At 69.0% G+C, this 24,009-nt stretch carries 25 protein-coding genes and 1 pseudogene; 15 read left to right on the top strand and 11 right to left on the bottom strand.

Annotated elements, in window-relative coordinates:
* Positions 1–448 precede the first annotated feature (448 nt).
* The 5 genes from rplU (at position 449) to ACFV4K_RS08045 (ending at position 4,736) form a co-directional block, all read left to right on the top strand.
* Positions 449–760, top strand: a complete 312-nt coding sequence (gene rplU, locus ACFV4K_RS08065; RefSeq protein ID WP_357090204.1) for a 50S ribosomal protein L21 — start codon at positions 449–451, stop codon at positions 758–760.
* A gap of 40 nt (positions 761–800) precedes the next feature.
* On the top strand, positions 801–1,067 hold the full coding sequence (gene rpmA / locus ACFV4K_RS08060) for a 50S ribosomal protein L27 (protein WP_040806195.1): 267 nt from the start codon (positions 801–803) through the stop codon (positions 1,065–1,067).
* A gap of 178 nt (positions 1,068–1,245) precedes the next feature.
* Positions 1,246–2,697, top strand: coding sequence for a GTPase ObgE (obgE, locus tag ACFV4K_RS08055; protein ID WP_379273031.1), 1,452 nt, complete (start codon positions 1,246–1,248; stop codon positions 2,695–2,697).
* A gap of 184 nt (positions 2,698–2,881) precedes the next feature.
* A complete protein-coding gene (proB, locus tag ACFV4K_RS08050; protein ID WP_357090723.1) occupies positions 2,882–3,961 on the top strand; it encodes a glutamate 5-kinase in 1,080 nt (359 codons plus the stop codon).
* 286 nt (positions 3,962–4,247) lie between these two features.
* Positions 4,248–4,736, top strand: coding sequence for a DUF4254 domain-containing protein (locus ACFV4K_RS08045; RefSeq protein WP_379273029.1), 489 nt, complete (start codon positions 4,248–4,250; stop codon positions 4,734–4,736).
* A gap of 81 nt (positions 4,737–4,817) precedes the next feature.
* Here ACFV4K_RS08045 and ACFV4K_RS08040 read toward each other — a convergent pair whose 3' ends face one another.
* Together ACFV4K_RS08040 and ACFV4K_RS08035 are read right to left on the bottom strand one after the other, a co-directional pair.
* Complete coding sequence (locus ACFV4K_RS08040; RefSeq protein WP_379273027.1) at positions 4,818–5,918, bottom strand: methyltransferase; 1,101 nt, start codon at positions 5,916–5,918, stop codon at positions 4,818–4,820.
* A 170-nt stretch (positions 5,919–6,088) separates the two neighbouring features.
* Positions 6,089–6,928 (bottom strand): SDR family oxidoreductase, encoded by an 840-nt coding sequence (locus ACFV4K_RS08035; protein ID WP_379273026.1) that lies wholly within the window; start codon positions 6,926–6,928, stop codon positions 6,089–6,091.
* Between the two features lie 92 nt (positions 6,929–7,020).
* On the opposite strand from ACFV4K_RS08035, the gene ACFV4K_RS08030 reads away from it, so the two are divergent.
* Positions 7,021–7,506, top strand: coding sequence for a MarR family winged helix-turn-helix transcriptional regulator (locus ACFV4K_RS08030; protein WP_379273025.1), 486 nt, complete (start codon positions 7,021–7,023; stop codon positions 7,504–7,506).
* A 5-nt stretch (positions 7,507–7,511) separates the two neighbouring features.
* On the opposite strand, the gene ACFV4K_RS08025 is transcribed toward ACFV4K_RS08030, so the two are convergent.
* Positions 7,512–7,691 (bottom strand): hypothetical protein, encoded by a 180-nt coding sequence (locus tag ACFV4K_RS08025; RefSeq protein WP_379273023.1) that lies wholly within the window; start codon positions 7,689–7,691, stop codon positions 7,512–7,514.
* A 37-nt stretch (positions 7,692–7,728) separates the two neighbouring features.
* Positions 7,729–9,847, bottom strand: a pseudogene (locus ACFV4K_RS08020) (RecQ family ATP-dependent DNA helicase).
* 254 nt (positions 9,848–10,101) lie between these two features.
* Here ACFV4K_RS08020 and ACFV4K_RS08015 point away from each other — a divergent pair.
* Both ACFV4K_RS08015 and ACFV4K_RS08010 read left to right on the top strand, forming a co-directional pair.
* Positions 10,102–10,848: an MBL fold metallo-hydrolase gene (locus ACFV4K_RS08015; RefSeq protein WP_379273021.1), complete on the top strand. Its 747-nt coding sequence runs from the start codon at positions 10,102–10,104 to the stop codon at positions 10,846–10,848.
* Between the two features lie 118 nt (positions 10,849–10,966).
* Positions 10,967–11,446, top strand: coding sequence for a hypothetical protein (locus ACFV4K_RS08010; protein ID WP_379273020.1), 480 nt, complete (start codon positions 10,967–10,969; stop codon positions 11,444–11,446).
* 7 nt (positions 11,447–11,453) lie between these two features.
* On the opposite strand, the gene ACFV4K_RS08005 is transcribed toward ACFV4K_RS08010, so the two are convergent.
* From ACFV4K_RS08005 to ACFV4K_RS07995, 3 genes are all read right to left on the bottom strand, one after another.
* The gene (locus tag ACFV4K_RS08005; protein ID WP_379101260.1) at positions 11,454–12,677 is read right to left on the bottom strand and encodes an RtcB family protein; all 1,224 of its coding nucleotides are present in this window, start codon (positions 12,675–12,677) and stop codon (positions 11,454–11,456) included.
* Between the two features lie 74 nt (positions 12,678–12,751).
* Positions 12,752–13,975 (bottom strand): glutamate ABC transporter substrate-binding protein, encoded by a 1,224-nt coding sequence (locus ACFV4K_RS08000; protein WP_379273018.1) that lies wholly within the window; start codon positions 13,973–13,975, stop codon positions 12,752–12,754.
* 296 nt (positions 13,976–14,271) lie between these two features.
* On the bottom strand, positions 14,272–14,829 hold the full coding sequence (locus ACFV4K_RS07995) for a TetR/AcrR family transcriptional regulator (protein ID WP_379273017.1): 558 nt from the start codon (positions 14,827–14,829) through the stop codon (positions 14,272–14,274).
* A gap of 84 nt (positions 14,830–14,913) precedes the next feature.
* Here ACFV4K_RS07995 and ACFV4K_RS07990 point away from each other — a divergent pair, with 84 nt between their 5' ends.
* The 3 genes from ACFV4K_RS07990 to ACFV4K_RS07980 all read left to right on the top strand — a co-directional run bounded on the left by ACFV4K_RS07990 (position 14,914) and on the right by ACFV4K_RS07980 (position 16,277).
* The gene (locus ACFV4K_RS07990; protein ID WP_379273015.1) at positions 14,914–15,336 is read left to right on the top strand and encodes a nuclear transport factor 2 family protein; all 423 of its coding nucleotides are present in this window, start codon (positions 14,914–14,916) and stop codon (positions 15,334–15,336) included.
* 90 nt (positions 15,337–15,426) lie between these two features.
* Complete coding sequence (locus ACFV4K_RS07985) at positions 15,427–15,912, top strand: MarR family winged helix-turn-helix transcriptional regulator (protein ID WP_379273014.1); 486 nt, start codon at positions 15,427–15,429, stop codon at positions 15,910–15,912.
* The gene (locus ACFV4K_RS07980; protein ID WP_379273012.1) at positions 15,909–16,277 is read left to right on the top strand and encodes a DUF5313 family protein; all 369 of its coding nucleotides are present in this window, start codon (positions 15,909–15,911) and stop codon (positions 16,275–16,277) included. Before ACFV4K_RS07985 ends, ACFV4K_RS07980 begins: the two co-directional genes overlap by 4 nt.
* Before the next feature lie 22 nt (positions 16,278–16,299).
* On the opposite strand, the gene ACFV4K_RS07975 is transcribed toward ACFV4K_RS07980, so the two are convergent.
* From ACFV4K_RS07975 to ACFV4K_RS07960, 4 genes are all read right to left on the bottom strand, one after another.
* Positions 16,300–16,758 carry a DUF4189 domain-containing protein gene (locus ACFV4K_RS07975; protein ID WP_379273011.1) on the bottom strand — a complete coding sequence of 153 codons (459 nt, stop codon included), beginning with the start codon at positions 16,756–16,758 and terminating at the stop codon, positions 16,300–16,302.
* A 73-nt stretch (positions 16,759–16,831) separates the two neighbouring features.
* Complete coding sequence (locus ACFV4K_RS07970; RefSeq protein WP_379273009.1) at positions 16,832–17,785, bottom strand: alpha/beta hydrolase; 954 nt, start codon at positions 17,783–17,785, stop codon at positions 16,832–16,834.
* A gap of 46 nt (positions 17,786–17,831) precedes the next feature.
* Positions 17,832–18,584 carry an SDR family NAD(P)-dependent oxidoreductase gene (locus ACFV4K_RS07965; RefSeq protein ID WP_379273007.1) on the bottom strand — a complete coding sequence of 251 codons (753 nt, stop codon included), beginning with the start codon at positions 18,582–18,584 and terminating at the stop codon, positions 17,832–17,834.
* Between the two features lie 34 nt (positions 18,585–18,618).
* Positions 18,619–19,746 carry an LLM class flavin-dependent oxidoreductase gene (locus ACFV4K_RS07960; RefSeq protein WP_379273006.1) on the bottom strand — a complete coding sequence of 376 codons (1,128 nt, stop codon included), beginning with the start codon at positions 19,744–19,746 and terminating at the stop codon, positions 18,619–18,621.
* A gap of 197 nt (positions 19,747–19,943) precedes the next feature.
* Between ACFV4K_RS07960 and ACFV4K_RS07955 the strand changes: the two genes are divergently transcribed.
* The 4 genes from ACFV4K_RS07955 to ACFV4K_RS07940 are packed head-to-tail and all read left to right on the top strand — an operon-like array spanning position 19,944 to position 23,996.
* Complete coding sequence (locus ACFV4K_RS07955; RefSeq protein ID WP_379273004.1) at positions 19,944–20,699, top strand: glucose 1-dehydrogenase; 756 nt, start codon at positions 19,944–19,946, stop codon at positions 20,697–20,699.
* 12 nt (positions 20,700–20,711) lie between these two features.
* A complete protein-coding gene (gene kstD / locus ACFV4K_RS07950; protein WP_379273002.1) occupies positions 20,712–22,391 on the top strand; it encodes a 3-oxosteroid 1-dehydrogenase in 1,680 nt (559 codons plus the stop codon).
* A gap of 1 nt (position 22,392) precedes the next feature.
* Entirely contained in the window at positions 22,393–23,124 is a 732-nt protein-coding gene (locus ACFV4K_RS07945; protein WP_379273000.1) for a glucose 1-dehydrogenase, read from the top strand.
* A 56-nt stretch (positions 23,125–23,180) separates the two neighbouring features.
* Positions 23,181–23,996 (top strand): SDR family NAD(P)-dependent oxidoreductase, encoded by an 816-nt coding sequence (locus tag ACFV4K_RS07940; RefSeq protein ID WP_379272998.1) that lies wholly within the window; start codon positions 23,181–23,183, stop codon positions 23,994–23,996.
* Positions 23,997–24,009: the final 13 nt, after the last annotated feature.

The raw sequence follows: 24,009 nt of genomic DNA, 5'->3' as shown, positions 1-24,009 counted from the left end.
CCGGGCGGACACGTAGGTGCTGACCACCACCATGACGGCGATGATCAGGGCGATGATGACGGCTGCGGTCGACCATGCCATGGCGAATTCCTCGGATTGGGCGGCCACTCCGCTCTTGTTCCGGGCCGCTGGGTGAGTTCACCGTATGCCGCGGTGTCGTGCGGATTCTCGTGCCGGAAGTCGTTGGGTCCCCGGCCGGAAGTCCCCGATTCGGCCCGGTTTGGTCGGGGTCAGGCCTGTCCTGTAGTCTTGGTCAGTCGCTGCCCCCTGCGACGGCACTCTGTTGTGACTAGTGCTGTGAGTGGGCCCGGTTCGGTTCGCAGAACCACTGGCCCGAGGCGGCGGTGAATACCCCAGACCAGTCTGCGGCGGTCCCCGATGCGAATCGGATGGCCGGCCGTGTGAGCATAGTGCCGAGCACTTGTAAAGAAAGAAGGGCAGCCGACCGATGGCAACGTACGCAATCGTCAAGACCGGCGGAAAGCAGTACAAGGTCGCGGTCGGTGACCTGGTGAAGGTCGAGAAGATCGAGGGTGAGCCGGGCACTGCGGTGTCGCTGGCGCCGGTGCTCGTCGTTGACGGCTCCGAGCTGACCTCCGATGCTGACAAGCTGGCGAAGGTTTCCGTGTCCGCCGAGGTCGTCGAACAGACCAAGGGCCCGAAGATCCGCATCCACAAGTTCAAGAACAAGACCGGCTACCACAAGCGTCAGGGCCACCGTCAGAAGCTGACGGTCCTGAAGGTCACCGGCATCAAGTAATCCGACTTGGGGTTCGTCACCCCTGCACGAGGAGTTAGTCATGGCACATAAAAAGGGTGCATCCAGCTCGCGCAATGGTCGCGATTCGAATGCCCAGCGGCTCGGTGTGAAGCGCTTCGGCGGTCAGACCGTCAAGGCCGGCGAGATCCTGGTTCGCCAGCGCGGCACGCACTTCCACCCCGGCGTCAACGTCGGCCGTGGCGGCGATGACACGCTGTTCGCTCTCGAGGCGGGCGCGGTGCAGTTCGGCACCAAGCGTGGTCGCAAGACCGTCAACATCGTGGTGCCGGAGCCGGTGAACGCCTGACCGGCGCACCGGAGTTCGCTCCACTAGCTTTTCGAAGCGGGTCAGGGTTTGTAGTAACCCTGGCCCGCTTCTCTTTGTTCAGACACTGTGCTGTTCACAGCCCCGCTTCCGGCATTCCTGGCCGAGGCTCGGGGCGTCACATCCAGTCGACAAGTCCTGAAGGAGGATGATCACCGATATGTCCAAATTCATCGACCGTGTCGAGCTGCACGTGCGCGCGGGCAAGGGTGGGCACGGCTGCGCCTCGGTGCGCCGGGAGAAGTTCATGCCGTTGGGTGGTCCCGATGGCGGCAACGGCGGCAATGGCGGGGACGTGATCCTCGAGGTCGACCCGAACGTGCACACGCTGCTGGACTTCCATTTCCACCCGCATGCCAAGGGCGGCAACGGCAAGCCCGGTGAGGGCAGCAACCGCAATGGCAAGCAGGGCGAGGGACTGCTGCTGAAGGTGCCGGACGGCACCGTGGTGATGAGCCTCGACGGCGAGGTGCTCGCGGATCTGACCGGTGCGGGCACCCAGTACGTGGCGGCGCGCGGCGGTCGCGGCGGGCTGGGCAACGCGGCGCTGGTGTCCAAGGCGCGCAAGGCGCCCGGTTTCGCGCTGCTCGGCGAGGACGGCCAGGAGCGCCATGTCGTTCTGGAGCTGAAGTCGGTCGCCGACGTCGGTCTGGTGGGCTTCCCGTCGGCCGGCAAGTCGTCGCTGGTGTCGGTGCTCTCGGCGGCCAAGCCGAAGATCGCGGACTACCCGTTCACCACGCTCGTGCCGAATCTCGGTGTGGTGCTCGCGGGTGACACCACCTTCACCGTGGCCGATGTGCCCGGTCTGATTCCGGGCGCGAGCGAGGGCCGCGGTCTGGGCCTGGACTTCCTGCGGCATCTGGAGCGTTGTGCGGTGCTGGCCCACGTGGTGGACTGCGCGACGCTGGAACCCGGCCGCGATCCGGTGTCGGATGTGGACGCGCTGGAGGCCGAGCTGGCCGCGTATCAGCCCGCGCTGGCCGGTGACACCGGTCTGGGTGATCTGGCCGATCGCCCGCGCGTGGTGATTCTCAACAAGGCCGACATCCCCGATGCCGACGAGCTGGCCGAGTTCGTGCTGCCGGAATTCGAGAAGCGCGGCTGGCCGGTGTTCAAGATCTCGGCGGTGAGCCGGGAAGGCCTGCGGCCGTTGACCTTCGCGCTCGCCGAGATGGTCGCCGAATACCGCACCGCGCATCCGAAGGCCGAGCCGAAGCGCGCGATCATCCGCCCGGTCGTCAAGGGCGACAGCGGTTTCCGCGTGATTCGCGACCCCGAGGTCGAGGGCGGCTTCATCGTGGTGGGCGAGCGCCCCGAGCGGTGGGTGCGCCAGACCCAGTTCGACAACGACGAGGCCGTGGGTTACCTGGCCGACCGCCTGGCTCGCCTCGGCGTCGAGGACGAGCTGGTCAAGCTGGGTGCGGAGCCCGGCGCGTCGGTGACCATCGCGGACTACTGCTTCGATTGGGAGCCTTCGATTTCCGCGGGCGTGGAGACCTTGATGACCCGCCGCGGCGTGGACCCGCGTCTGGATCAGACCGAGCGCATCGGCGCGGCCGAGCGCAAGCACGCCTCGCGTGTGCGCCGTGGTCTGGTCACCGACGACGAGTAATACAGTGTCGCGCGGCCGTTCGCGAGGAGGCGAGCGGCCGGTGCGGGCGGACAATGAATTCGGGTGCGACGGTGCGTGGGCATCGCGGGCGAATTGAGGTGTGGTGCAAGTGAGTTCGAGTGGCGCACAGGCCAAGGGAGCGGCGGAGCTCGGCGCTGACGGGCTCAGCGGCGCGCGGCGGGCCATCGCGTCCGCGCGCAGCGTCGTGGTGAAGATCGGGTCGTCGGCGCTGACCAGCCTGGAAGGCGGTCTGGACACCGGCCGCCTGGATCAGCTGGCCGACGCCGTCGAGGGCCGCATGCGCGCGGGTTCGGACCTGGTGGTGGTGTCCTCGGGCGCCATCGGCGCGGGCATGGCCCCGCTCGGATTGTCCAAGCGGCCCAAGGATCTCGCCACCAAGCAGGCCGCCGCGAGTGTCGGTCAGCTGGCGCTGGCGCACGCGTGGGGGACGTCGTTCGCCCGCTATGACCGGGTGGTCGGGCAGGTGTTGTTGAGCGCGGGCGACTTCGGTCGCCGCGAGCCGCACCGCAATGCGCAGCGGACCCTGGACCGGCTGCGGTCGCTGCACGCCATCGCGGTGGTGAACGAGAACGATACTGTCGCAACCGAAGAGATCCGGTTCGGCGACAACGACCGGCTCGCGGCGCTGGTCGCGCATCTGGTGGGCGCGGACGCGCTGATCCTGCTGTCGGATGTGGACGGCCTCTACGACGGTGATCCGCGCAAGGGTTCGGCGAACTTCATTCCCGAGGTGCGCAGCAGCGCGGATCTGGACGGCGTGATCGCCGGTTCGGGTGGTGCGTTGGGCACCGGTGGTATGGCGTCGAAGCTCTCGGCCGCGCGGCTGGCCGCCGATGCCGGCGTGCCCGTCTTGCTGGCTGCCGCGTCGGACGCGGCGGCGGCCCTGTCGGGCGCGACGGTGGGCACGGCCTTCGCGGCGCGCCCGGTTCGGTTGTCGGCCCGCAAGTTCTGGGTCCGGCACGCCGCCGACGCGCGGGGCGCGGTGCATCTGGACGCGGGCGCGGTGGCGGCTGTGGCCGAGCGTCGCCATTCCCTGCTGGCCGCGGGGATCACCGAGGTGACGGGTCATTTCTTCGGTGGTGACGTGATCGATCTGATCGCGCCGGACGGCGGGCTGGTGGCTCGTGGCGTGGCGGCCTATGACAGCGATGAGTTGCAGACGATGAAGGGCCGTTCCACGGCCGTGCTGCCCGACAGCATGCAGCGTCCGGTGGTGCACGCCGACGACCTGGTGAAGGTTTAGTCGAGCGTCGGTTACGGGCGAATTACGCTGGGGGAGAGGGCAAGTAACCGTACAGACTGGGCGGTCGTTCTCGTACTGCAGGGGCAGTGGGAGGGCGGGGGAAGGGCGGTGGGCGGGACCGGCGATCGGTTCATGCTGGAGGTGCACCCGGTGCCGCATCGAGATGTGCCCTTCGCCGATAGCGGTTGCCCGGATCCGGCGCGGTCCGCCCTTGCCGCGCCGGGCTCGCGGTCCGGTGGCCGCCCGCGGCTCCGGGTGCGCCCGCAGCGCTCGTGGAGGTATAGGTATGTATGTACCCCAACCTGATAGCACCCAGTTGTGGCGGGCGAGCGGTCGTGACATCAGATACGACCCGCCGCTGCCCGACTGGCACGAGCTGCTGGCCGCGTTCTGTGGTCACATCGGGGATCAGCCCGAGGACCACCCGGTCACCCGCTGGTCCCGCGCGCTGGCCGAACTGCATCTGCAGCGACGCCGGGTCCACTCCGGCGACGTGGGCGGAATCGACGAGCTACGCGCTCAGCTGGTGACGTTCATCGACGAGTGGGTGGCGAGCCGAGCGCTGCGGAGGGGTGCAGCGCGGGCCGAATCCCTGGGGGCCGTGGTGGATGCGATGGCGGCCGCGCACGTGCGCGCCGTGCATCTGCTCAGGACGGCCGAGAACGTGTCGGACGAACAAGTGCACGCCGCCTGGTTCCTGCTGGCGCAGATGGCGGACGGCTGGACCGATCGGGCCGCAGGGGTTGTCGGCCCACGGATCCGCCGTACCGCCTGAAACGCCACCGGATCCGGGCGGTAGGAGGTAGCCCGCGGTGGGCGTGTGGATTGCGCCGCACACGCCCCGCGGGCGCCTCGTTCAGATCGTCGGTCGGGCCTCGATGACACAGTCCGGGGCGGCGGTCGTGGTGACCCCGGTGAGCACGAAACCGCTGCGGGACAGCAGGTTTCCGAATTCGTTCTGGGTCCGTTCCCGGCCGCCGCGGGTCTGGATCAGCATCTCCAGGTCGATGACCTTGCCCGGATGCGGGCGGTGGTGCTCGGGCATCACCATCTCGATGATCAGCAGCCGCGCTTCGGATTCCATGGCGGTGCGGACGGTGCGCAGGATGCGCTCGGCGTCGGCGTCGTTCCAGTCGTGGACGATGTGCTTGAGCAGGTAGGCGTCCGCGCCCTTGGGCACGACGTCGAAGAAACTGCCGGATTCGACGGCGAGGCGGCCGGTGAGCCCGGGGCCCAGCAACTGCTCCTCGAGGCCCTCGGCTACCCGCGGCAGGTCGAACACGGTGCCGCGCATGGACGGATGGCGTTGCAGGATGTCGACGAGCAGGCTGCCCCGGCCGCCGCCGACGTCCACGATCGAGCCGAAGCGCCCGAAGTCGAAGGCGGCCTGCAGTGGTTCGGTGGCCAGGCTGCTGACGCTGGTCATGGCCCGGTCGAAGACCTCCCCGGCCTCGGGGTGCTGCTCGGTGAACTCGAAGAACTCCATGCCCTCCAGCTCGGTCCAGAGCGACCCGCCGGTCCGGATCGAGGTGGCCAGATGCGTCCAATGCTTGCGATGCAGTTCGGAGCCGAAGAAGACGAACAGATCGCGCAGCGTGACGTCGGTATCGGTGCGCAGCGCCTGCGAGACACCGGTCAGCTGGTAGCTGCCGTCCCGGCGCTGGTCGAAGACGCCCGCGCTGACCAGCAGGCGCAGCATTCGGCCCAGCGCGTCCTCGTCCACGTTCAGGGTGCGGGCCAGGTCGGCGGCGGGTTTGGGGCCGTCGGCCAGCGCGTCGGCGATGCCCAGCTCCGCCGCCGCGCAGATGGCCTGGGAGACGTACCCTGCCGTCCCCAGCTCCAATAGCGCGATGTGGCCGGGGGCCAGCCGCCGGTGCAGGACGGCCAGGCTGTCCCGCAACCAGGTGATGGCGCGCAGGAGCGGCAACGGTGGGATCTTGGATGGTGCGGACGCCATGCTGAACTCCCCGGGATCGTTCGGCGACTGCGGGATTCGTCCGATCCTACGCGCCGTGTTCCTGGTGGGAGTCGGTTTCCGCGACGCCCGGGCAAATCGCCGGATATCGCCGGAATCGGACCGGCGTGGCGCGGCCGGCTTCCGTCGTGGACGGGCGGTTCGGGTCCGGTTCAGGCGGGGTCGAAGGCGGCCGAGTTCTCCCGGGCCCACTGTTCGAAGGTCCGGGCGGGGATGCCGAGCAGGGTCTCGGTGGTGTCGGCCGGGGCTTCGGGCGTGTCGGTGGTGATGGCCCAGATGTTCAGCAGGGCGCTCACGATGTAGGGCGGCATGGTGCGCGACATCTGCGCCTCGGCCTCGGCCGGGGTGATGGTGGTGATCGGGATGTCGCGGCCGAGGGCCGTGGCGAGGTGACCGATCTGCGCACGGAAGCTGATGGCCTCCGGTCCGGTGAGAGTGACTGTGCGGCCGCGCAATTCGCTGCCGGTGAGGGCGGCGACCGCGATGTCGGCGATATCGAGGGGATGGATCATGGCCAGCGCGGCGTCGGGGTACGCGTGCTCGATCGGCGTGCCGGACGAGACCGCGGCGATCCAGCCGAAGGCGTTGCTGTCGAAGCCGCCGGGGCGCAGCACGGTGGTGGCGAGATCCGCTGCGGCGAGGGCGTTCTCGACGGCGAGGTGGTTCGCGCCGATGGGGTTGTCGGCGGCGTTCGGATCATTGACCGCGGAGGAGGACAGCAGGACGACGTGCTCCACCCCGGCGGCCGCGGCGGCCCGCGCGAAGGTGTCCGCGGCGGCGGGGTTGGCGTAGAGGAAGACCTGGCGCACGTCTTTCAGTGCGGCGGTGAGGTTTTCGAGATCGTCGGGCAAAGTGACAGCGTCGATCCCCGCGGGGAGGTCGAGAGCCGAGGGGTCCTTGCTGGCCGCGCGGACCGGGAGACCGCGGGTGTGCAGGGAGTTGAGGACGGCGCGGCCGATCTGGCCGCGAGCGCCGGTGACGAGAATGGTCATGAAGTGCATGCTGTCATGCATACAGTTGCGAGTCAACACATATGTTCATGGATGCACGCAGATGTCGATACGCATGCAGATACGATGTGGGGATGACGACGGACGACCGCACCCCCGACGAGCTGCTGGATGCCATCGGCCCGGCCTTCGGCAAGCTCCGCCGCGGTGTCCTGCAGCAGGTCGAGAACCCGATCAGCGCCAAGGACTCCACCCGCGCCCTGGTACTGGGCCTGGTCCTGGGCTGCGGGCAGGACGAACCGGGGGAGATGACCGTCGGCGGGATCGCCGCGGCCATGTGCGTGGACCCGTCGGTGGCGAGTCGCATGGTCACCGACAACATCAAGGCGGGCTACCTGCTGCGCGTCCCCTCGCAGCTGGACGGCCGACGCGCCGTCCTCGAGCTCAGCCCCGAGGGCCTGGAGTTCATGACCCGCTTCCGCGGACAGCAGCGCGCCGCCTTCGAATACATCACGGCCGAGTGGCCGGAACGGGACCGCCTCGACTTCGCGCGCCTCATGCTGCGCTACGTCGACGCCATCGAGAACCTCGAGAACCGGCGGCCCACCCCCGACGCCTGAGCGTGTCAGGGCCCGGCGGTGCCCCCGTAGGTGGCGGCCTTGCCGTCCGGGTCATGGGCCGGGCCGAAGTCGACGGCCGAATGCTCCCGGTCGACCTCCTCGATCCACTGCGCCGGCTCGGGCGGCAGCTTGCGCCAGCGCGCCCGCGGATCGTTGGCCTCGTCCGCGCTGTTCCCCGTACTCATGCTCTCTCCCTTCCCCGTTCGACGGTACGCCCGAAGGTCAGGAAGGGGTGGCCAACGCGAAGGGCAGGATCGCGTCGGCTCCGGCGGCGCGGAGTTGGCGGGCGGCCATGGTGAAGGTCCAGCCGGTGTCGGTGAGGGCGTCGACCAGCAGGATGGGGCCGTCGACGGCGGTGAGATCCGGTGTCTCCCAGGCATTGTGGAGGGCGGCGACCCGGTGGGCGGAGTTGACGGCGGAGACCGGGGGGCAGGTCGGGGCGCAGCGCGAGGACGCCCAGATCCTGGAGGCGGCCGATCTCGGCGAGGCGGGCGGCCAGGGATCGGGTCAGCAGGGGGCGGGCGCCGGAGTCGAGGGCCAGGACGGCGGTCGGGCGCTGGGCCCAATCCCATTCGCGCAGCACGATGGTGCAGGCGCGGAAGACCTCGTCGGGGACGGGGGCGTCGGGGCCGTCGAGGAGCGGGCGCAGGCGCTGGCCCCAGCCGAGATTGCTGAGGCGGCCCAGGACGCGGCCGGTCTCGGGGCCGTCGGTGATCTTGCCGGACAAGGGGATTCCGAGTTTGGCCAGGCCGGTGGGCCACTGCTTGCGGGGCGCCAGGTCGATGCCGGGGCGGTCCAGGCGGGTGCGGATGTCGGCCAGGTCGGAGTCGTCGACCGCCGTGTCCTGGGTGGCGCCGGTGCAGTTGTCGCAGCGGCCGCAGTGGGTGCCGAGCACCAGGCCCGGATCGTCGAGTTGGCTGCGCAGGAACGTCATCCGGCACTGGCTGGTCGACTGGTAGTCGATCATGGCCTGCTGCTCGGCCTCACGGGCGACGCTGAGGCGCTCGTAGCGTTCGGTGTCATAGACCCAGGATTCGCCGGTGCCGAGCCAGCCGCCGCGCACCCGGCGCACCGCGCCGTCCACGTCCAGCACCTTGAGCACCATCTCCAGGCGTGAGCGATTGAGCTCCACCAGCGGTTCCAATGCCGCTGTCGACAGCGGGCGCTCGGTGTCGAGGGCGGCCAGCACCGAGCGCACGATGTGCTCGCGCGGGAAGGCCACCGAGGCGAAGTAGCTCCAGATCTGGCGGTCCTCGTGACCGGGCAGCAGCACCACCTCGGCGCGTTCGGTGCCGCGGCCCGCGCGGCCCACCTGCTGGTAGTAGGAGATAGGGGAGGAGGGCGCGCCCAGGTGCACCACGAAGCCGAGATCGGGCTTGTCGAAACCCATTCCGAGCGCGGAGGTCGCGATGAGCGCCTTCACCTCGTTGTTCAGCAGCGCGGCCTCGAGCGCCTCGCGTTCGGTGGGGTCGGTCTGCCCGGTGTAGGCGGCGACGTGGTGCCCGTGCGAGTTCAGCACGTCGGCGAGGTCGTGGGCCGCGGCCACGGTGAGCGCGTAGACGATGCCCGAGCCGGGCAGCTCATGCAGTCGTTTGCTGAGCCAGGCCGTGCGCCGGACCGCGTCCGGAATCGTCACCACCGACAGGTGCAGCGATTCCCGGTCCAGGCTGCCGCGCAGCACCAGGGTGTCGGTGCCGATCTGGGTGGCGACATCGGTGACCACGCGGTCGTTGGCGGTGGCCGTGGTGGCCAGCACTGGCACCTCCGAGCCGAGATCGGCGATGAGCGTGCGGATCCGACGGTAGTCCGGCCGGAAGTCGTGCCCCCAGTCCGATACGCAGTGCGCCTCGTCGATCACCACCAGTCCGGCGTCGGCGGCCAGCTTGGGCAGCACCGAATCCCGGAAGTCCGGATTGTTCAACCGCTCCGGGCTGACCAGCAGAACGTCGACGTCGCCGGCGGCCACCCGCGCGTGGATCTCGTCCCATTCGGTGACATTGCCCGAATTGATGGTCGCCGCAACGACTCCCGCGCGCTCGGCCGACGACACCTGGTTGCGCATCAGCGCCAGCAGCGGCGACACGATGACCGTCGGCCCCCGCCCCTGGGCGCGCAGCAGCTTCGCGGAGATGAAGTAGACGGCGGATTTACCCCATCCGGTGCGTTGCACCACCAGCGCCCGCCGCCGGTGCACCACCAGCGCCTCGATCGCGACCCACTGGTCCTCCCGGAGCCGCGCGGCGGGCCCGGCCAGTTCCCGCAGCAGCCGTTCCGCGTCCTCGCGCAGATCGGTGGACACGGGGGCGGTGGGGGAGGAGTCGGTCGAGGTCACGCGCTCCATCGTGCCTCACCGCACCGACACCCCGGCGCCGCCGCCCGGATGTCCGGCGAACTTCGGACCCCCGCGCGGTCGGTTATCCGGTGCCCGAGTGGGCCGCGACCAGGGTGTCGACCAGGCGATCGAGCGGCAGCCACGGGAAACTCTGCCGGTCCTGGCGCAGCGTGACGAGGCCGTGCATCCCGCCCACAGGCATTGCGCGGTGGCCTCGGGATCGGGCGCCCCGGCGGCGGCCGCGTCTTGTCAACTAACCCGCCATGTTCACCGTGACCCGTGTCGTCCACGCCAGCGCCCTGCTCGATTTCGGCGGCGCGCGCATCCTCACCGACCCCTGGCTGTCGGAGACCCGCTTCTACCGCCCCGGCGAACCGCGCGCCTTCGCGACCGCCGCCGACCTGCCCGAGCTCTCCGGCATCGTGATCAGCCACGGCCACTACGACCACTGCGATCTCGACGCCCTGGTCCTGTATCCCGACAAGTTGGTGCCGTTCGCGGTCGTGCCCGGCCTCGCCGAACAGGTGCGCGCCGCGGGCTTCCCGAACGTGGTCGAGTTGGCTCCTCGGCAGAGCACGCATCTCGGCCCGGTCGAGGTGACCGCCGCACCCGCCAGTCATGGCGTCCCCGAGGTGACCTTCGTGCTGCGCGCCGACGGTCACACCGTCTTCTTCGGCGCGGATACCCTGCGCATCGCCGAACTCGACGACATCGCCCGGCGTTTCCCGGATCTGGACCTGGCCCTGCTGCCGGTGAACGGCCTGCGCATCCGCCCGGCACTCAACAAGCAGGTGGTGATGGACGCGATCGAGGCCGCCGATCTGGCCCGGGTGCTGAGTCCGCGCCTGGCGGTCCCGATGCACTACGCCTTCTCCAGCGGCCCGGTCGGCGATCGCCTCATGACCAAGGGTGACCGTGCGGGCGCGGAGCACTTCCGCGCCGCCGCAGCCGATCTGGCCCCGGAGACAAAGGTGCACATCCCCCCAACCGGACAGGCCTTGCTCGTGTGAGACACCGCCGGAACCCGCCTTGATCGCGGTGCCGTCAAGATCGGGCGGAATCCGCTGCGCGGACGGACAATAGGGTTCCGGGCACGAAGGGCGTCCGGGGGCGCGCAGGGAGACGCACATGCCGGAGAAGTTTCCGTCGCCCGCGGGGTGGACTCCGCCCGGGGCGCAATTCCGTAGCAGCAGCACGGTGTCGCGGACGGTGGCCGGCACGCTGGCGGGGTTGCTGATCACCCCCGTCGGGATCGCGCTGGCCGCCCGTGGCGCGGCCGGGACCAGACAGTGGGCGATCCTGGGGGATTTCGCCGACCGGGTCGGCTCGACCTTCCAGATCCTGCTGGCCGCAGCGCTTTTCCTGGTGGTGGCGGCGCTGGCCGCCTACTCCCCGGCGGGCACCGTCGTGGCCGGGCTGGCGTGGGGAGTGTTGCCCGGGATCATCCATTTCATCTTCCCGGACGACACCTTCCGACTGATCGGCGATCTACCCCTGTCGGACGAAATGCATGTCGCGCTGTACCAGTGGTTGCAGACCGGATTCCCGCTCATCGTGGGCATCCTGCTGGTGGGTGCGGGTGCAGCGGCGACGTTCCGCCGCCGCTGACCCGTTCTCACCCCTTCACGCACAACACCTGCCGCAGCGTAGCGACCACGTCCACCAGATCCGCCTGGGCCGCGATGACCTGGTCGATGTCCTTGTACGCCGCGGGGATCTCGTCGATCACCCCGGCGTCCTTGCGGGACTCGACGCCCTCGGTCTGCTTCACCAGGTCGGCCACGGTGAACTGCTTCTTGGCCGCGTTGCGGCTCATCCGCCGTCCCGCCCCGTGCGAGGCGGACTGGAACGAGGCCGGATTCCCCTTGCCCCGAACCACATACGACCGCGTCCCCATGGAGCCGGGAATCAGCGCGAGGTCGCCCGCGCCGGCCCGGACCGCGCCCTTGCGGGTGACCAGCATGGGCATCCCGTCGATGATCTCCTCCGCCACATAGTTGTGGTGGCAGGAGATGGGCTCGTCGAAACGCACTGCCAGCCCGTCGAATTCATCGCGCACGGCCTTGCAGACCAGCGCCAGGATGACGGCCCGGTTGCGGGCCGCGTACTCCTGGGCCCAGGTCAGGTCGCGCCGGTAGGCGTCCATTTCCGGCGTGCCGGAGAGGAATACGGACAGGTCGCGGTGCGGCAGGTCCTGGTTGTGCGGCAGTTCGCGGGCGACGGCCATGTGCCGCTGCGCGATCTCGTTGCCGATATTGCGGCTTCCGGAGTGCAGCAGGATCCACACCCGGTCCTCGGTGTCGACGCACAGTTCCTGGAAGTGGTTGCCGCCGCCGAGGGTTCCCATCTGGTTGTGGGCCTTGGCTTCCCGGGGCCGCACGATCGGATCCAGGGTGTCGAAGCCCTTCCAGAACCGCTCCCAGCCCGCACGCATGGTGGTGCCCGCGGCGCGCTGGCCGAAGACCTCGGCGTTCAGGCGGTTCACGTCGACGGGTTCGCGGTGCGCCGCGAAGCCGACCGGCAGCGCCGCCTCGATGCGGGAGCGCAGCGAGTGCAAGTTGTCGGGCAGGTCGGACGCGGTGAGCGAGGTGAGCACCGCTTCCATGCCGCACCCGATGTCCACGCCGACGGCCGCGGGCGCGACCGCGTCCCGCATGGCGATGACCGATCCCACTGTCGCGCCCTTGCCCAGGTGCACGTCCGGCATCACGCGGACGCCGTACACCCATTTCAGTTGCGAGATATCGCGCAGCTGCTGGAGCGCGGCCGCGCCGACCTCGTGCTCGTGGGCCCACATGAGCGTCTGCGCTCGGGTACCGCGCAGCTCGACGGGAAACATCGGACAGTCCTTTCCTTCGACTGCCTTTCACGGTAGGTCCACCGCCCGTCCCGGCGCACCGCATTATTTCGCGGTCAGGGTTCGACGAAGTCGGCGGTGAGGCTGCACAGCTTCCAGGATCCCTCGCGCCGGACCATGGTGCCGGTGTAGTCGACGTCCTTGAAGTAGTGCCGGTATTTCTCGGGCACATTGGTGAACGTCTCGTGGAATGCGAAGGTGGCGGCGTCGGCGCCGGATTGGGTGACGCCGGTGACGGTATTGGTGTAACCGGCATTGCGTATTTCCGGGCCCAGGGTTTTGTCGTATTGGGGGGTGTATTGGAAAACTATTTCGTCGATGGCGTCGGCGTTCTCGGGGCAGACCAGGGAGCGGAATCCTTCCCAGTCGCGGGCATTGGAGGTGGCGGCGACGGCTTTGGCGGCTTTCACCAATTCCGGGTCGAGGGTGGTGGGGTCGCCGGGTTCGACCGTGCGGTCGGGGGCGTTGAATACCGCGGGCGCGGGTAGCGGTTTGTAACTGGTCGCGGTGAGGTGCTTTTCCAGTGCGCGCCGCCAGCTGCCGTCGTCGATCATCATGCGAATGATCGAGGTGATGCGGCCCTGCAATGCGATGTCGCCCTTGCGGACTCCGACGCCGTAGCGTTCGCGGGTGAACCGGTGGCCGGACAGCCGCAGCGTGCCGGGGTGTTCGTCGGCGTAGCCGGCGAGGATGACGTCGTCGGTGGTGACGGCGTCGACGGTGCCGCTGATCAGGTCGGCCACGCACTGCGGGTAGCTGTCCCGGGTGGTGAGGCGGACGAATCGGGCGAAGCTGCGGCGGATCTTGTCGGCCGAGGTGGAGCCCTCGGCGGTGCAGACGGTGCGGCCGTCCAGGTCCTCGGGCTGGTCGATGGCGCGTTCGCTCTGCCGCACCAGCAGGTCCTGGCCCGCCAGCAGATAGGGCCCGGCGAAGGAGACCAGCTGCTGGCGGGCGGCGGTGATGGAGTACGAGGCGACGACGAAATCGACGGCGCCGGAGCTCACGAGGGTTTCGCGCTGGTCGGTGCGGGCCTCGCGCCAGGTGATGTGCTCGGGCGTGACGCCCAGCTTCCCGGCGATATAGGTCGCGACGTCGACGTCGAACCCGCGCGGTCTGCCGTCGATGCCCTTGACCGAGAGTCCGGGTTGATCGAATTTGATGCCGATGGTGAGCGTCCGCGGGGGCGGCGGTGGCGGCGCGTCGTCGGGTTTCGGTCCATTGCCGCAGGCTGCCAGGGCCAGACAGGCTGTGAGGGCGACGGCGCGGATCGCACGCTTCATCGAATCTGATCTCCCGTTGTCAACTCCGGCGGCAATTGGTCAGCACATGGAGCATCCAAGCATCAGAGCCGGGAGAACACGCGGAATTACGGAACCATGGGCGCGATTCGCCCATGGTTCAGTTAATTCCGCAATATTTCAGCGACCATTGCTGCGCGTTTGCGAGGTCGACGTCCCGAACGGTCCGCGCGGCTGCCCACTGGTCGAAGTACAGCGAGTCCACCGCGATCACGCCGGGGCCGTGTGCGGCGATCAGCGCGTTCAGGCGATCGGTGCTGTCCGCATGTCATCGCAGGTCAGCGGTTCGTGCGCAAACCATCCGCGATCACGGCGAACGTGCGCTCGCGCAGTCCCGGGGCGGCGCCGGCCTCATGGACGGCGAGGAACACGCCCTTGATGATGGTCAGCAGATCGTCGACGCTGATCTCGGGCCGCACGGCCCCGGCGTCCTGGGCGCGGGAAAGCAGCATCCCCAGCGCCTCTTTCAGATCGTGGGACACCGTGCGCGGATACTCGGCGCCGCCGGAGCGCAGCGCGTCGGCCAGATCCCGTTTGACCCCGCCCTCGAGCACCATCATCGCGAGGAACTCGAAGAACGCCGCGCCGGGATCCTCGGCCGCGGTCAGTTCGCGCGCGTGCGCGGTGATCTTCTCGACCTGATCCAGGATGGCGGCCTCGAAAAGCGCCTCCTTGGTGGGGAAGTGGCGGTACACGGTGCCCGCCCCGACGCCCGCCCGCCGCGCGATCTCGTCGAGCGGCACCGAGATGCCCTCGGCGGCAAAGGCTTCCTGGGCCGCGGCCAGGACCCGCTCGCGATTGCGGCGGGCGTCGGCGCGCAGGGGTCTGTCCGTCACGTCCGACAGCCTACCTAGCCGTTGACAAGCGGGGCGTACGCCCCGATTATTGAGCGGGTCCAACGTTCCGTTTAGGAGGCACTCATGACCACTTCCGTGGAAACCCCTCGTGACCTTGTGATTCGACTCTTCGACGCCCTGCCCGCGCGTGATGCGGATCGGTTCGCGGCCTTGCTCGCCCCGGATGTCGTGTTCGAGATGCCGTTCGTCATTCCGGGCGAGCCGTCCCGGATCGAGGGCCGTGAGCAGATCCGCGCGTACCTCGCGCAGCGCTGGTCGGGCATGTCCGGCATCGAGATTCACGCCATTCGCCCGGTCATCCACGAGACCGCCGATCCGAACACCCTCATCGCCGAGATCGACGTCGACGTCACGCGTCCCGGGACCGGCCGGGCGTGGGCGCGGACGTCGGTCAATGTGATCCGGGTCGAGAACGGCCAGGTCACGCTGTTCCGCGATTACATGGACACCGGCCGGATCGTGGCCATGCGGGCGTCGTGGGAGTGATGTGACGCCAATTACCCACTGGGTCGTCGACGAACAGTTAGTGCATTAACTATTATTGCCCTAACGAAGACGAGCGAGGAGGGCGGAACGGTGGAGGTCGACGACCCGCTGCGGCTGGACCGGCAGGTGTGTTTCGCGCTGGCCGTGGCGAACCGGTCGGTCCTGGCGGTGTATCGGCCGCTGCTGGAACCGATGGGCCTGACGCATCCGCAGTATCTGGTGATGCTGGCGCTGTGGGGTGAGGCGCCGATGTCGGTCAAGGACATCGGCGAGGCCATTCAGCTCGACTCGCCCACGCTGTCGCCGCTGCTCAAGCGGCTGGAGGCGGCGGGGCTCATCACCCGGCGGCGGGACAGCCACGACGAACGCAACCTGGTCGTGGATCTGACCGACGCGGGACGCGAACTGCGCACCGAGGCGGAGAAGATCCCCCCGGCCGTGGTGGCGCGGCTGGGGGTGAGCCTGGCGGATCTCGAGGAACTGCGCGATGTGCTGAACCGGGTGAATGCCGCGGCGCGGCAGTCTGTTTCGGAGCAGACCGAGCTCACCGGATCGACGAAGGGACACCGGAAATGAAGCGCCCCAACCCTGTTCAGTGGCTGGCCTACACGTTCGGCAGCGTGCTGCCCGGCGAATTGCGCGAGTGGGTGCGCAACGACCTCACCGGTCCGTGGGCGGTGCCCCGGCACATCGTGCGCCAGCTGGTGCCGCTGCTGCCGGTATTCGCGCTCGCCTTCCTACTGCCGGGCGAACTGTGGCTACAGCTTTCGGTGATCCTGCTCGGCCTGCTGCTGGCGCTGTTCTACATCGTGGCCTACATGCCGATGAACCGTGCCCACCGATTGGTGAAGCACGGTTTCCCGGAGGATCTGGAGAGCCCAGCTCGTGCGGCCCGACGTGCCGCGGAGCGGGCGGCCTACGAGGCCCAGTACCCGCACTGAGGCAGGTGCCCGAAAGCGGTTGCTACCGAGCGTTTTCGGTGCAGGCGCTGGCGGCCACCCGGGCGGCGCGGGGCTGGGCGCTGCCCAGGTCGGGGAACGGGGGAGCGCTCTGGCCGAGTCCGGCGACCGCGTTCTGTTCGGCCTCGGCGAGGCTGGGTCCGACGGCCCAGCCCCAGGTGCCGTCCGCGCCCTGCGCGACCGCGCCGCAGCCGTCGCTGAAGCGCAGCACGATCTCGCAGTCGTAGCTGGCGCAGTCGCGGATGGCGGCGGCGTCGGCGACGACCCGGTTCGCGTCGGTGCCGACGACCGCGGTGTTCTTCAGCCTGGACAGCGCGAGGGTGCCGTAGTACTGGGGTGCGGCGTCGGCGCTGCCCGCCAGGGCCAGGCCCGACGTGGCGAGCGCCAGGGTCGATGTGGCCAATGCCAGGGCCGTGGTGAGTGTGGCCGCTCCGGTGACCGGGGTGTGGCGTGCAACCGGCAAGTGAGTTCCTGACGTTTCAAACGGACGAACGCAGGTGATGCTAACCGGTCGGGCCGGGAACGAGCGGTGAAATTCAGACGACGGGCGTGCGCGCCAGCGCCCGGCGCAGCGCGGTGAACGCGGTCGCATTGGCGCGCTGCGTTTCTCGCAGATGGAAGGCCATCGACATGAACCCGTGCACGGTGCCGTTCCAGCGGTGGATCTCGGTCTCCACCCCGGCCTCGCGCAGCCGCTGCCCGTAGGCCTCGCCCTCGTCGCGCAGCGGATCGAATTCCGCGGTGGCGATGTGCGCGGGCGGCAGCCCGGTGAGGTCGGCGATGGTGGGATTGGCGTAGGGGTCGGACTTCTCGGCATCGGAGAACAGATACTGCTCCCAGTACCACCGGATGTGCGCGGCGGTGGTGAAGTAGCCCTCCGCGTTCTCGGTGTGCGACGGCCGATCGCAGGCCGGATCCAGCATCGGGTACATGAGCAGCTGGAACGCGAGGTCGGGTCCGCCGTTGTCACGCGCGGCGAGGGCGGCGACGGTGGCCAGATTGCCGCCCGCGCTGTCCCCGGCCACCGCGATCCGGCCGGCGTCCCCGCCCAGGTCCTCGGCGTGCTCGGCGACCCAGCGCAGCACCGCGGAGGCGTCGTCGGCCGCGGCCGGGAAGCGGGCGTCGGGGGCGCGGCGGTAGTCCACCGACACCACGATCACCCCGGCCTCGTTGGCCATGGCGCGGCAGAAGCGGTCGTGGGAGTCCAAGCCGCACAGCACGAATCCGCCGCCGTGGTAGAAGACCACGATGGCCGGAACGGGTTCGGCGTCCAGCGGCCGGTACACCCGCACCGGCACCTCGGGCGCGCCGGCCGGGCCCGGCACCGTGCGATCCTCCACTCCCGCAACGGGAATGGGCTCGACGGGGGCGGGGCGGCGGGCGGCCAGGAAGGCCCGTGCTTCGGCGGCGTCGAACACCTCGGTGCCCAATGCCGGGAACGCCGCGGTGGCGGCGTCGACGAAGGTCTGCCATTCGGGGGACAGGGTCATTACGGGCCTTCCTGGATCGCGCTGTGTCACTGCGGGGTTCGCGGAACTACATGCCGCGCGGGATGAATTTGCCCGCGGCCAGGCCGCCGTCGATGGACACCTCCGCACCCGTGATGTAGGCCGAGGCGTCGGAGGCGAGGAAGGCGACCAGCTCGGCGACCTCCTCGGGTAGGCCGGTGCGCTCGAGCGGCAGGGTCGGGAAGCTGCCGGGGCCGGTGGTCAGGTAGGGCACCATCGGGGTGGCGATGGGGCCGGGGTACACCGAGTTGACCCGGATCTGGGACAAGCCCAGCTCCAGGGCGGCGACCTTGGACAGGCCGCGCAGACCCCACTTGGAGGAGCCGTAGGCGGAGTGGTTCATCAGGCCCTCGAGCCCGGACTGCGAGGAGATGTTCACGATGGAGCCGCCGCCGTTGGCGGTCATGGCCGGCAGCACCGCCTTGATGCCGCGGAACGCGCCGACCAGGTTGACGTGCAGGATTCGTTCCAGCTCTTCGGGAGTGGTCTCCGCGATCGGCTTCATGGTGTAGATGGCGGCATTGTTCACCAGCACGTCGAGCTTGCCGAAGGTGTCGACGGCCACCGCCACCGCGGCGTCCCAGCTCTCGGAGTCGGTGACGTCGTGGCGCACGAAACGGGCGTTCTCGCCGAGGGATTCGGCGAGTTCCTTGCCCTCGGCCTCGAGCACGTCGGTGATGACCACCTTCGCGCCGCGCTGGACGAACAGCGTGGCCTCGGCCGCGCCCTGGCCGCGGGCGGCCCCGGTGATCAGGGCGACTTTGCCTGTCAGATCAGCCATTTCGGTTTCCTTCTCTGTCTGGGTTGCGACGGTGCTACTGGGTGCGGAAGTGGGGGATGACCTTCTCCCCCCATTGACGGATGGTTTCCAGGCACGCCTCCTGGGGCACGGTGCCCATCTGGATGAGGCACAGAATCTCGTCGGCCCCGGCGTCGCGCAGCCGCTCGACGTAGGCGATGGCGTCCTCGGCGGTGCCGTAGGCGTGCTCGGTGTTGAAGATGGCCGTGGCCCCGGTCTTCACCGGGATCTTGGCCTCGTGCAGGTAGGCGACGTGCTCGTCGGCGACCTCGCGCATCTTGGCGAGTTCGTCCACGCCCGGGTCCACGGCCTCGTCGGGCACCGGGCCCGCGCCGTAGTAGTACTTGATGGACTGGGCGAAGAACCGCTGCCCGCGCGCGCCGATCTGGCGGGCCCGTTCGCGGTCGTCGAGCACGATGGTCGGGCACAGCGCCGCTAAGTGGTCGTTGACGACGGTGGACACCAGGCGTTCGCCGGTGCGGGCCGCGATGGCGTCGTCGTAGATGCGGCGCAGTTCGGCGATCTCGTCGATGCCCGCGAAACCCAGGACCAGCGCGCCGATTCCGTACTCGGCCGCCAGTTTCAGCGTGTCCTTCTTGGTGCAGGCCATGAACAGCGGGGGATGGGGACGCTGCACCGGCCGCGGCAGCAGGTGGTGCGGGCCGATGTCGAGCAGTTCGCCGTGGTATTCGAATGCGCCCTCGGGGTCCTGCCAGGCGGCGGCGATCATCCGCAGCGATTCCTCGACCTCCTGGTAGGTGCGGTCGGGATCGACTCCGCACATGGAGGTTTCGACGGCGGTCGCGCCGCGGCCCGCGCCCAGGTTCAGGCGGCCGCCCGACAGCACGTCGAGCATGGCGGCGCGTTCGGCCGCGCGGACGGGGTGATTGAAGTTGAACGGCATGCAGACCACGCCGTGCCCGATCCGGATCCGCTGGGTCTGCGCGGCCACCCAGGTCAGGAAGATCTCCGGCGCGCTCATGTGGGCGTACCACTTGAGCCCGTGGTGTTCGACGGCCCAGACGGTGTCGAAGCCGACCCGGTCGGCCAGCACGGCCTGCTCGACGCAGTCGCGCAGCACCTGGGCTTCGTGGGCGGCGGTGGGATCGGTCATCTGCGCTTCGAAGATCATCGAGAACTTCATCCGAGGACTCCTTGCCGCGCAGTCGGGGCCCGTCGGTGGGCGCTGCCTCACCCGTCCGGGCGTTTATGCCTAAACGGAATACAACTGCACCCATAGCCTCAGGTCATGAGGTTGTCTCAGTGGCCGGGACCACACCGTGCCGGTCTTCCGCATCGGGACTTAGCGTCGGTTGAACAGCAGCGGAAGGACGGGATCAGGTGGGACAGCTGGACGGCAAGGTAGCGCTGGTGACCGGCGGCGCCCGGGGCATGGGAGCGGAGCATGTGCGCCGTTTCGTGGCCGAGGGCGCGAAGGTCGTGTTCGGCGACGTGCTCGACGACGAGGGCAAGGCCCTGGCCGCCGAGCTGGGCGAAGCCGTCCATTTCGTGCATCAGGACGTCACCAGCGAAAGCGACTGGCAGGCAGCGGTTTCCGCGGCCGTCGCCACGTTCGGCAAGCTGGACGTGCTGGTCAACAATGCCGGCATCCTGCGGTTCAAGCGCATCGTGGAGATGAGCCTGGACGAGTTCCAGACCATCATGAACATCAACGTGACGGGCGCTTTCCTCGGCATCAAGACCGCCGCGCCCGCCCTGATCGAGGCCGGTGGCGGGTCCATCGTGAACGTGTCCTCGGTCGAGGGCTTCGTCGGTGCGGCCGGTCTGTCGGCCTACAGCGCGAGCAAGTTCGCGCTGCGGGGTCTCACCAAGTCCGCCGCCCGGGAACTGGGGCATTCGGGTATCCGGGTGAACTCGATCCATCCCGGCGGCATCGCCACCCCCATGACCGCGTCCGTGGCGGGCGCGTCCGGGGTGGACGGCAACTCCTTCTTCTCCGAATTGCCCATTCCGCGCTGGGGTCAGCCGGTCGAGGTCTCCGAGGTGGCGTTGTTCCTGGCCTCGGACGCCTCGAGCTATTGCACCGGAGGCGAATTCGTCGTCGACGGCGGCATGCTGACCAGCTGCGGCTACTAAGGAACGAGATTCATGGAATTCGAATTCGACGTCGTGGTGGTGGGTTCCGGCGCGGCCGGCATGACCGCCGCGCTGACCGCCGCCTACCGGGGCCTGTCGGTCACCCTGATCGAGAAGAGCAGCCTGTTCGGCGGCTCCACCGCGCGCTCGGGCGGCGGCATCTGGGTGCCGAACAACCCGGTGCTGCAGGCCGCGGGCGTGCCGGACAGCCCGGAGATGGCCCGTACCTACCTGAAAGCCGTTGTCGGCGATCGGGTTCCGGAAGCCAAGCAGCGCGCGTTCCTGGAGCATGGCCCGGAGATGTTCCGCTACATCGGCGCCCGCTCCAAGCACTGGGCGTTCGCCTACGACCGCGGCTACTCCGACTACCACCCGGAGTTCCCGGGCGGTCTGGCGCAGGGCCGCAGCATCGAGCCCAAGATCATCGACGGCCGCCTGCTCGGCGCGGATCTGGACAAGATCAACCGCCCGACCATGTCCGCCCCCAAGGGCATCGCGATCACGGTCAAGGACTTCCACGACCTGAATATGATCGCCCGCACCTGGGCCGGAAAGAAGACCGCCATGAAGGTCGGCGCGCAGACCGCGCTGAACATGATCAAGGGCGCCAAGCCGCTGAGCCTGGGCAAGGCGCTCGCCGCCCGGCTGTGGCTGTCGCTGCGCGACGCGGGCGTGCCGGTGTGGCTGAACACCCCGCTCACCGACCTGGTCATCGAGGGCGGCACCGTGGTCGGCGTGCGCGCCGAGCACGAGGGCCGCACCGTCACCATCAAGGCCCGCCGCGGCGTGGTGCTGGCCGCGGGCGGTTTCGAGCACAACCTCGAGATGCGTGAGCAGTACATCGACGGCCCGCAGAACACCGGCTGGACCGTGGGCGCCACCGAGAACGTCGGCGAGGGCATCGTCGCGGGCCAGAAGGCCGGCGCGGCGGTCGATCTGATGGACGACGCCTGGTGGGGTCCCTCGGTGCGCAACCCCGACGGCCCGCCGTTCTTCATGCTGGCCGAGCGTTCGCAGCCGGGCGCGATCGTGGTCAATGCCAAGGGTGACCGCTTCGTCAACGAGTCCGCGCCGTACGTGAACGTCGTGCACACCATGTACGAGGAGGAGAAGAAGGTGCCGGGCAGCATTCCCGCGCACTTCATCTTCGACCAGAACTTCCGCGACCGGTACCTGTTCCTGGGCAACTTCCCCAAGCGGCCGCTGCCCCAGAAGTACTTCGACGCGGGCATCATCAAGCAGGCCGACACCCTGGCCGAGCTGGCGGACAAGCTGGGCATCCCGGCGAACAAGCTGGCCGCCACCGTGGAGCGCTTCAACGTCTTCGCCCGCAACGGCCGGGACGAGGACTACCAGCGCGGCGACTCGGCCTACGACCGCTACTACGGCGACCCGACCGTCAAGCCCAACCCGACCCTGGCCCCGCTCGAGCGCGGCCCGTTCTACGCGGTCGAGATGGTGCCGGGCGACCTGGGCACCAAGGGCGGCCTGGTCACCGACGAGCACGCCCGCGTCCTGAACGACCAGGGCGACGTCATCCCGGGCCTGTACGCGGCGGGCAACAACTCCGCCGCCGTCATGGGCAACGACTACGCCGGCGCGGGCGCCACCATCGGCCCCGCCATGGTGTTCGGCTACATCGCGGCCAACCACCTGGCCGACGCGGAAACCGCAGCAGCGCAGGAGAACTGACATGGGACGGGTTGATTCGAAGGTCGTCATCGTCACCGGCGGCGCGCGCGGCATGGGGGCGGCCTTCGCCCGCAAGCTCGCGGCCGAGGGCGCGAAGGTGGTGATCACCGACGTGCTCGTCGAGGCCGGGGAGGCCGTCGCCGCCGAGATCGGTGACGCCGCCCGGTTCTTCCCGCTCGACGTCACCGACGAGGCGGCCTGGAACGACGTGGTCGCGCGGACCGAGGCGGCCTTCGGTCCGGTCTCGGGCCTGGTCAACAACGCGGGCATCGTGCACGTCGACTCCATCGAGAAGCTCTCGGAGGCCGACTACCGCAAGGTGATCGACGTCAACCAGGTCGGCGTGTTCCTGGGCATGAAGGCCGTCATCGGCTCCATGCGCCGCGCCGGGGTGGGTTCCATCGTGAACATCTCCTCGACCGGCGGCCTGATCGGCTACTCGAACATTCTCGGCTACGTCGCCTCCAAGTGGGCCGTGCGCGGCATGAGCAAAACGGCCGCACAGGAATTCGCGGCAGACAATGTCCGCGTCAACTCCGTGCATCCGGGCATCGTGGCCACCGAGATGGTGGCCGCGTCCGAGCGGTCGGCGAGCATCGCGGCCAACCAGCCCATCGCCCGACCGGCCACCCCCGAGGAACTCGCCAACATGGTGCTGTTCCTCATCTCCGACGACTCCTCCTACAGCACCGGCGCCGAGTTCATCGCCGACGGCGGCTTCACCACCCAGTAAGGCTCCGGTCCCCGGATTCGCCGGGGTTATTCGCGAAGCGAGACAAGGAAACACCCATGAAGGACTTCCACGGCAAAGTCGCTGTGATCACCGGTGCGGGAGCGGGCATCGGCCGGGCGCTCGCGCTCGAGCTGGCGCGCAACGGAGCCCAGCTGGCCCTGTCCGGCCGCAATTACGACAATGTCGCCGAGACCGTGGCGCTGTGCGAGAAGGTCGGCGCCAAGGCGCGGGCCTACAAGCTGGACGTGGCCGACCGCGCCGCCGTCTACGCGCACGCCGACGAGGTCGTCGCCGATTTCGGCAAGGTCAACATCGTCATCAACAACGCCGGTGTCTCGCTGACCGCCAATATCGAGGAGGTCTCCTGGGAAGACCTGGAGTGGATCTTCGGCATCAACTACTGGGGCACCCTGCACGGCGTGAAGGCGTTCCTGCCGCACGTGATCGCCTCCGGGGACGGCCATGTCGCCAATGTCTCCAGCATGTTCGGCCTGGTGGCCTGCCCCAGCCAGGGCGGCTACAGCTCGTCGAAGTACGCCATGCACGCGATCAGCGACGCACTGCGCCAGGAGATGATCATCGCCGGGCACAATGTGGGCGTCTCGAGCGTCCACCCGGGCATGATCAAGACCGAGATCGCCTGGAAGGCACGGGCTGCCGCCAACCGCTCCCGCGACGACCTGGCCGCCAACTTCGACCGCCTGGCCCAGACCAGCCCGGAGGACTGCGCCAAGACGATCGTCAACGGCATCCGGAAGAACAAGCCGCTCATCCTGATCGGCAAGGACGCCAAGGCGATGAACGTCATGCGCCGCCTGCTCGGCTCGGGCTACATGAAGCCCCTGACCGCCCAGATGCGCAAAGAGATCTAACCCAGCTCGCGGG

This window comes from Nocardia sp. NPDC059764 (assembly GCF_042732555.1).
Lineage (GTDB): Bacteria > Actinomycetota > Actinomycetes > Mycobacteriales > Mycobacteriaceae > Nocardia.
The sequence above is the reverse complement of the archived record's forward strand: the minus strand, read 5'-3'. Positions and strand labels throughout refer to the sequence as shown.

Bases quoted from the DNA above. Each gene is read 5' to 3' on its own strand.
- ACFV4K_RS07980 (WP_379273012.1), top strand. From the start codon at position 15,909: ATGAAGCGCCCCAACCCTGTTCAGTGGCTGGCCTACACGTTCGGCAGC.
- ACFV4K_RS07970 (WP_379273009.1), bottom strand. From the start codon at position 17,785: ATGACCCTGTCCCCCGAATGGCAGACCTTCGTCGACGCCGCCACCGCG.
- ACFV4K_RS07960 (WP_379273006.1), bottom strand. From the start codon at position 19,746: ATGAAGTTCTCGATGATCTTCGAAGCGCAGATGACCGATCCCACCGCC.
- ACFV4K_RS07940 (WP_379272998.1), top strand. From the start codon at position 23,181: ATGAAGGACTTCCACGGCAAAGTCGCTGTGATCACCGGTGCGGGAGCG.
- ACFV4K_RS08045 (WP_379273029.1), top strand. From the start codon at position 4,248: ATGTATGTACCCCAACCTGATAGCACCCAGTTGTGGCGGGCGAGCGGT.
- ACFV4K_RS07945 (WP_379273000.1), top strand. From the start codon at position 22,393: ATGGGACGGGTTGATTCGAAGGTCGTCATCGTCACCGGCGGCGCGCGC.
- ACFV4K_RS08025 (WP_379273023.1), bottom strand. From the start codon at position 7,691: ATGAGTACGGGGAACAGCGCGGACGAGGCCAACGATCCGCGGGCGCGC.
- rpmA (WP_040806195.1), top strand. From the start codon at position 801: ATGGCACATAAAAAGGGTGCATCCAGCTCGCGCAATGGTCGCGATTCG.
- kstD (WP_379273002.1), top strand. From the start codon at position 20,712: ATGGAATTCGAATTCGACGTCGTGGTGGTGGGTTCCGGCGCGGCCGGC.
- ACFV4K_RS08010 (WP_379273020.1), top strand. From the start codon at position 10,967: ATGCCGGAGAAGTTTCCGTCGCCCGCGGGGTGGACTCCGCCCGGGGCG.
- ACFV4K_RS08005 (WP_379101260.1), bottom strand. From the start codon at position 12,677: ATGTTTCCCGTCGAGCTGCGCGGTACCCGAGCGCAGACGCTCATGTGG.
- rplU (WP_357090204.1), top strand. From the start codon at position 449: ATGGCAACGTACGCAATCGTCAAGACCGGCGGAAAGCAGTACAAGGTC.
- obgE (WP_379273031.1), top strand. From the start codon at position 1,246: ATGTCCAAATTCATCGACCGTGTCGAGCTGCACGTGCGCGCGGGCAAG.
- ACFV4K_RS08015 (WP_379273021.1), top strand. From the start codon at position 10,102: ATGTTCACCGTGACCCGTGTCGTCCACGCCAGCGCCCTGCTCGATTTC.
- ACFV4K_RS08030 (WP_379273025.1), top strand. From the start codon at position 7,021: ATGACGACGGACGACCGCACCCCCGACGAGCTGCTGGATGCCATCGGC.
- ACFV4K_RS07990 (WP_379273015.1), top strand. From the start codon at position 14,914: ATGACCACTTCCGTGGAAACCCCTCGTGACCTTGTGATTCGACTCTTC.
- ACFV4K_RS07965 (WP_379273007.1), bottom strand. From the start codon at position 18,584: ATGGCTGATCTGACAGGCAAAGTCGCCCTGATCACCGGGGCCGCCCGC.
- ACFV4K_RS08040 (WP_379273027.1), bottom strand. From the start codon at position 5,918: ATGGCGTCCGCACCATCCAAGATCCCACCGTTGCCGCTCCTGCGCGCC.
- ACFV4K_RS08000 (WP_379273018.1), bottom strand. From the start codon at position 13,975: ATGAAGCGTGCGATCCGCGCCGTCGCCCTCACAGCCTGTCTGGCCCTG.
- ACFV4K_RS08035 (WP_379273026.1), bottom strand. From the start codon at position 6,928: ATGACCATTCTCGTCACCGGCGCTCGCGGCCAGATCGGCCGCGCCGTC.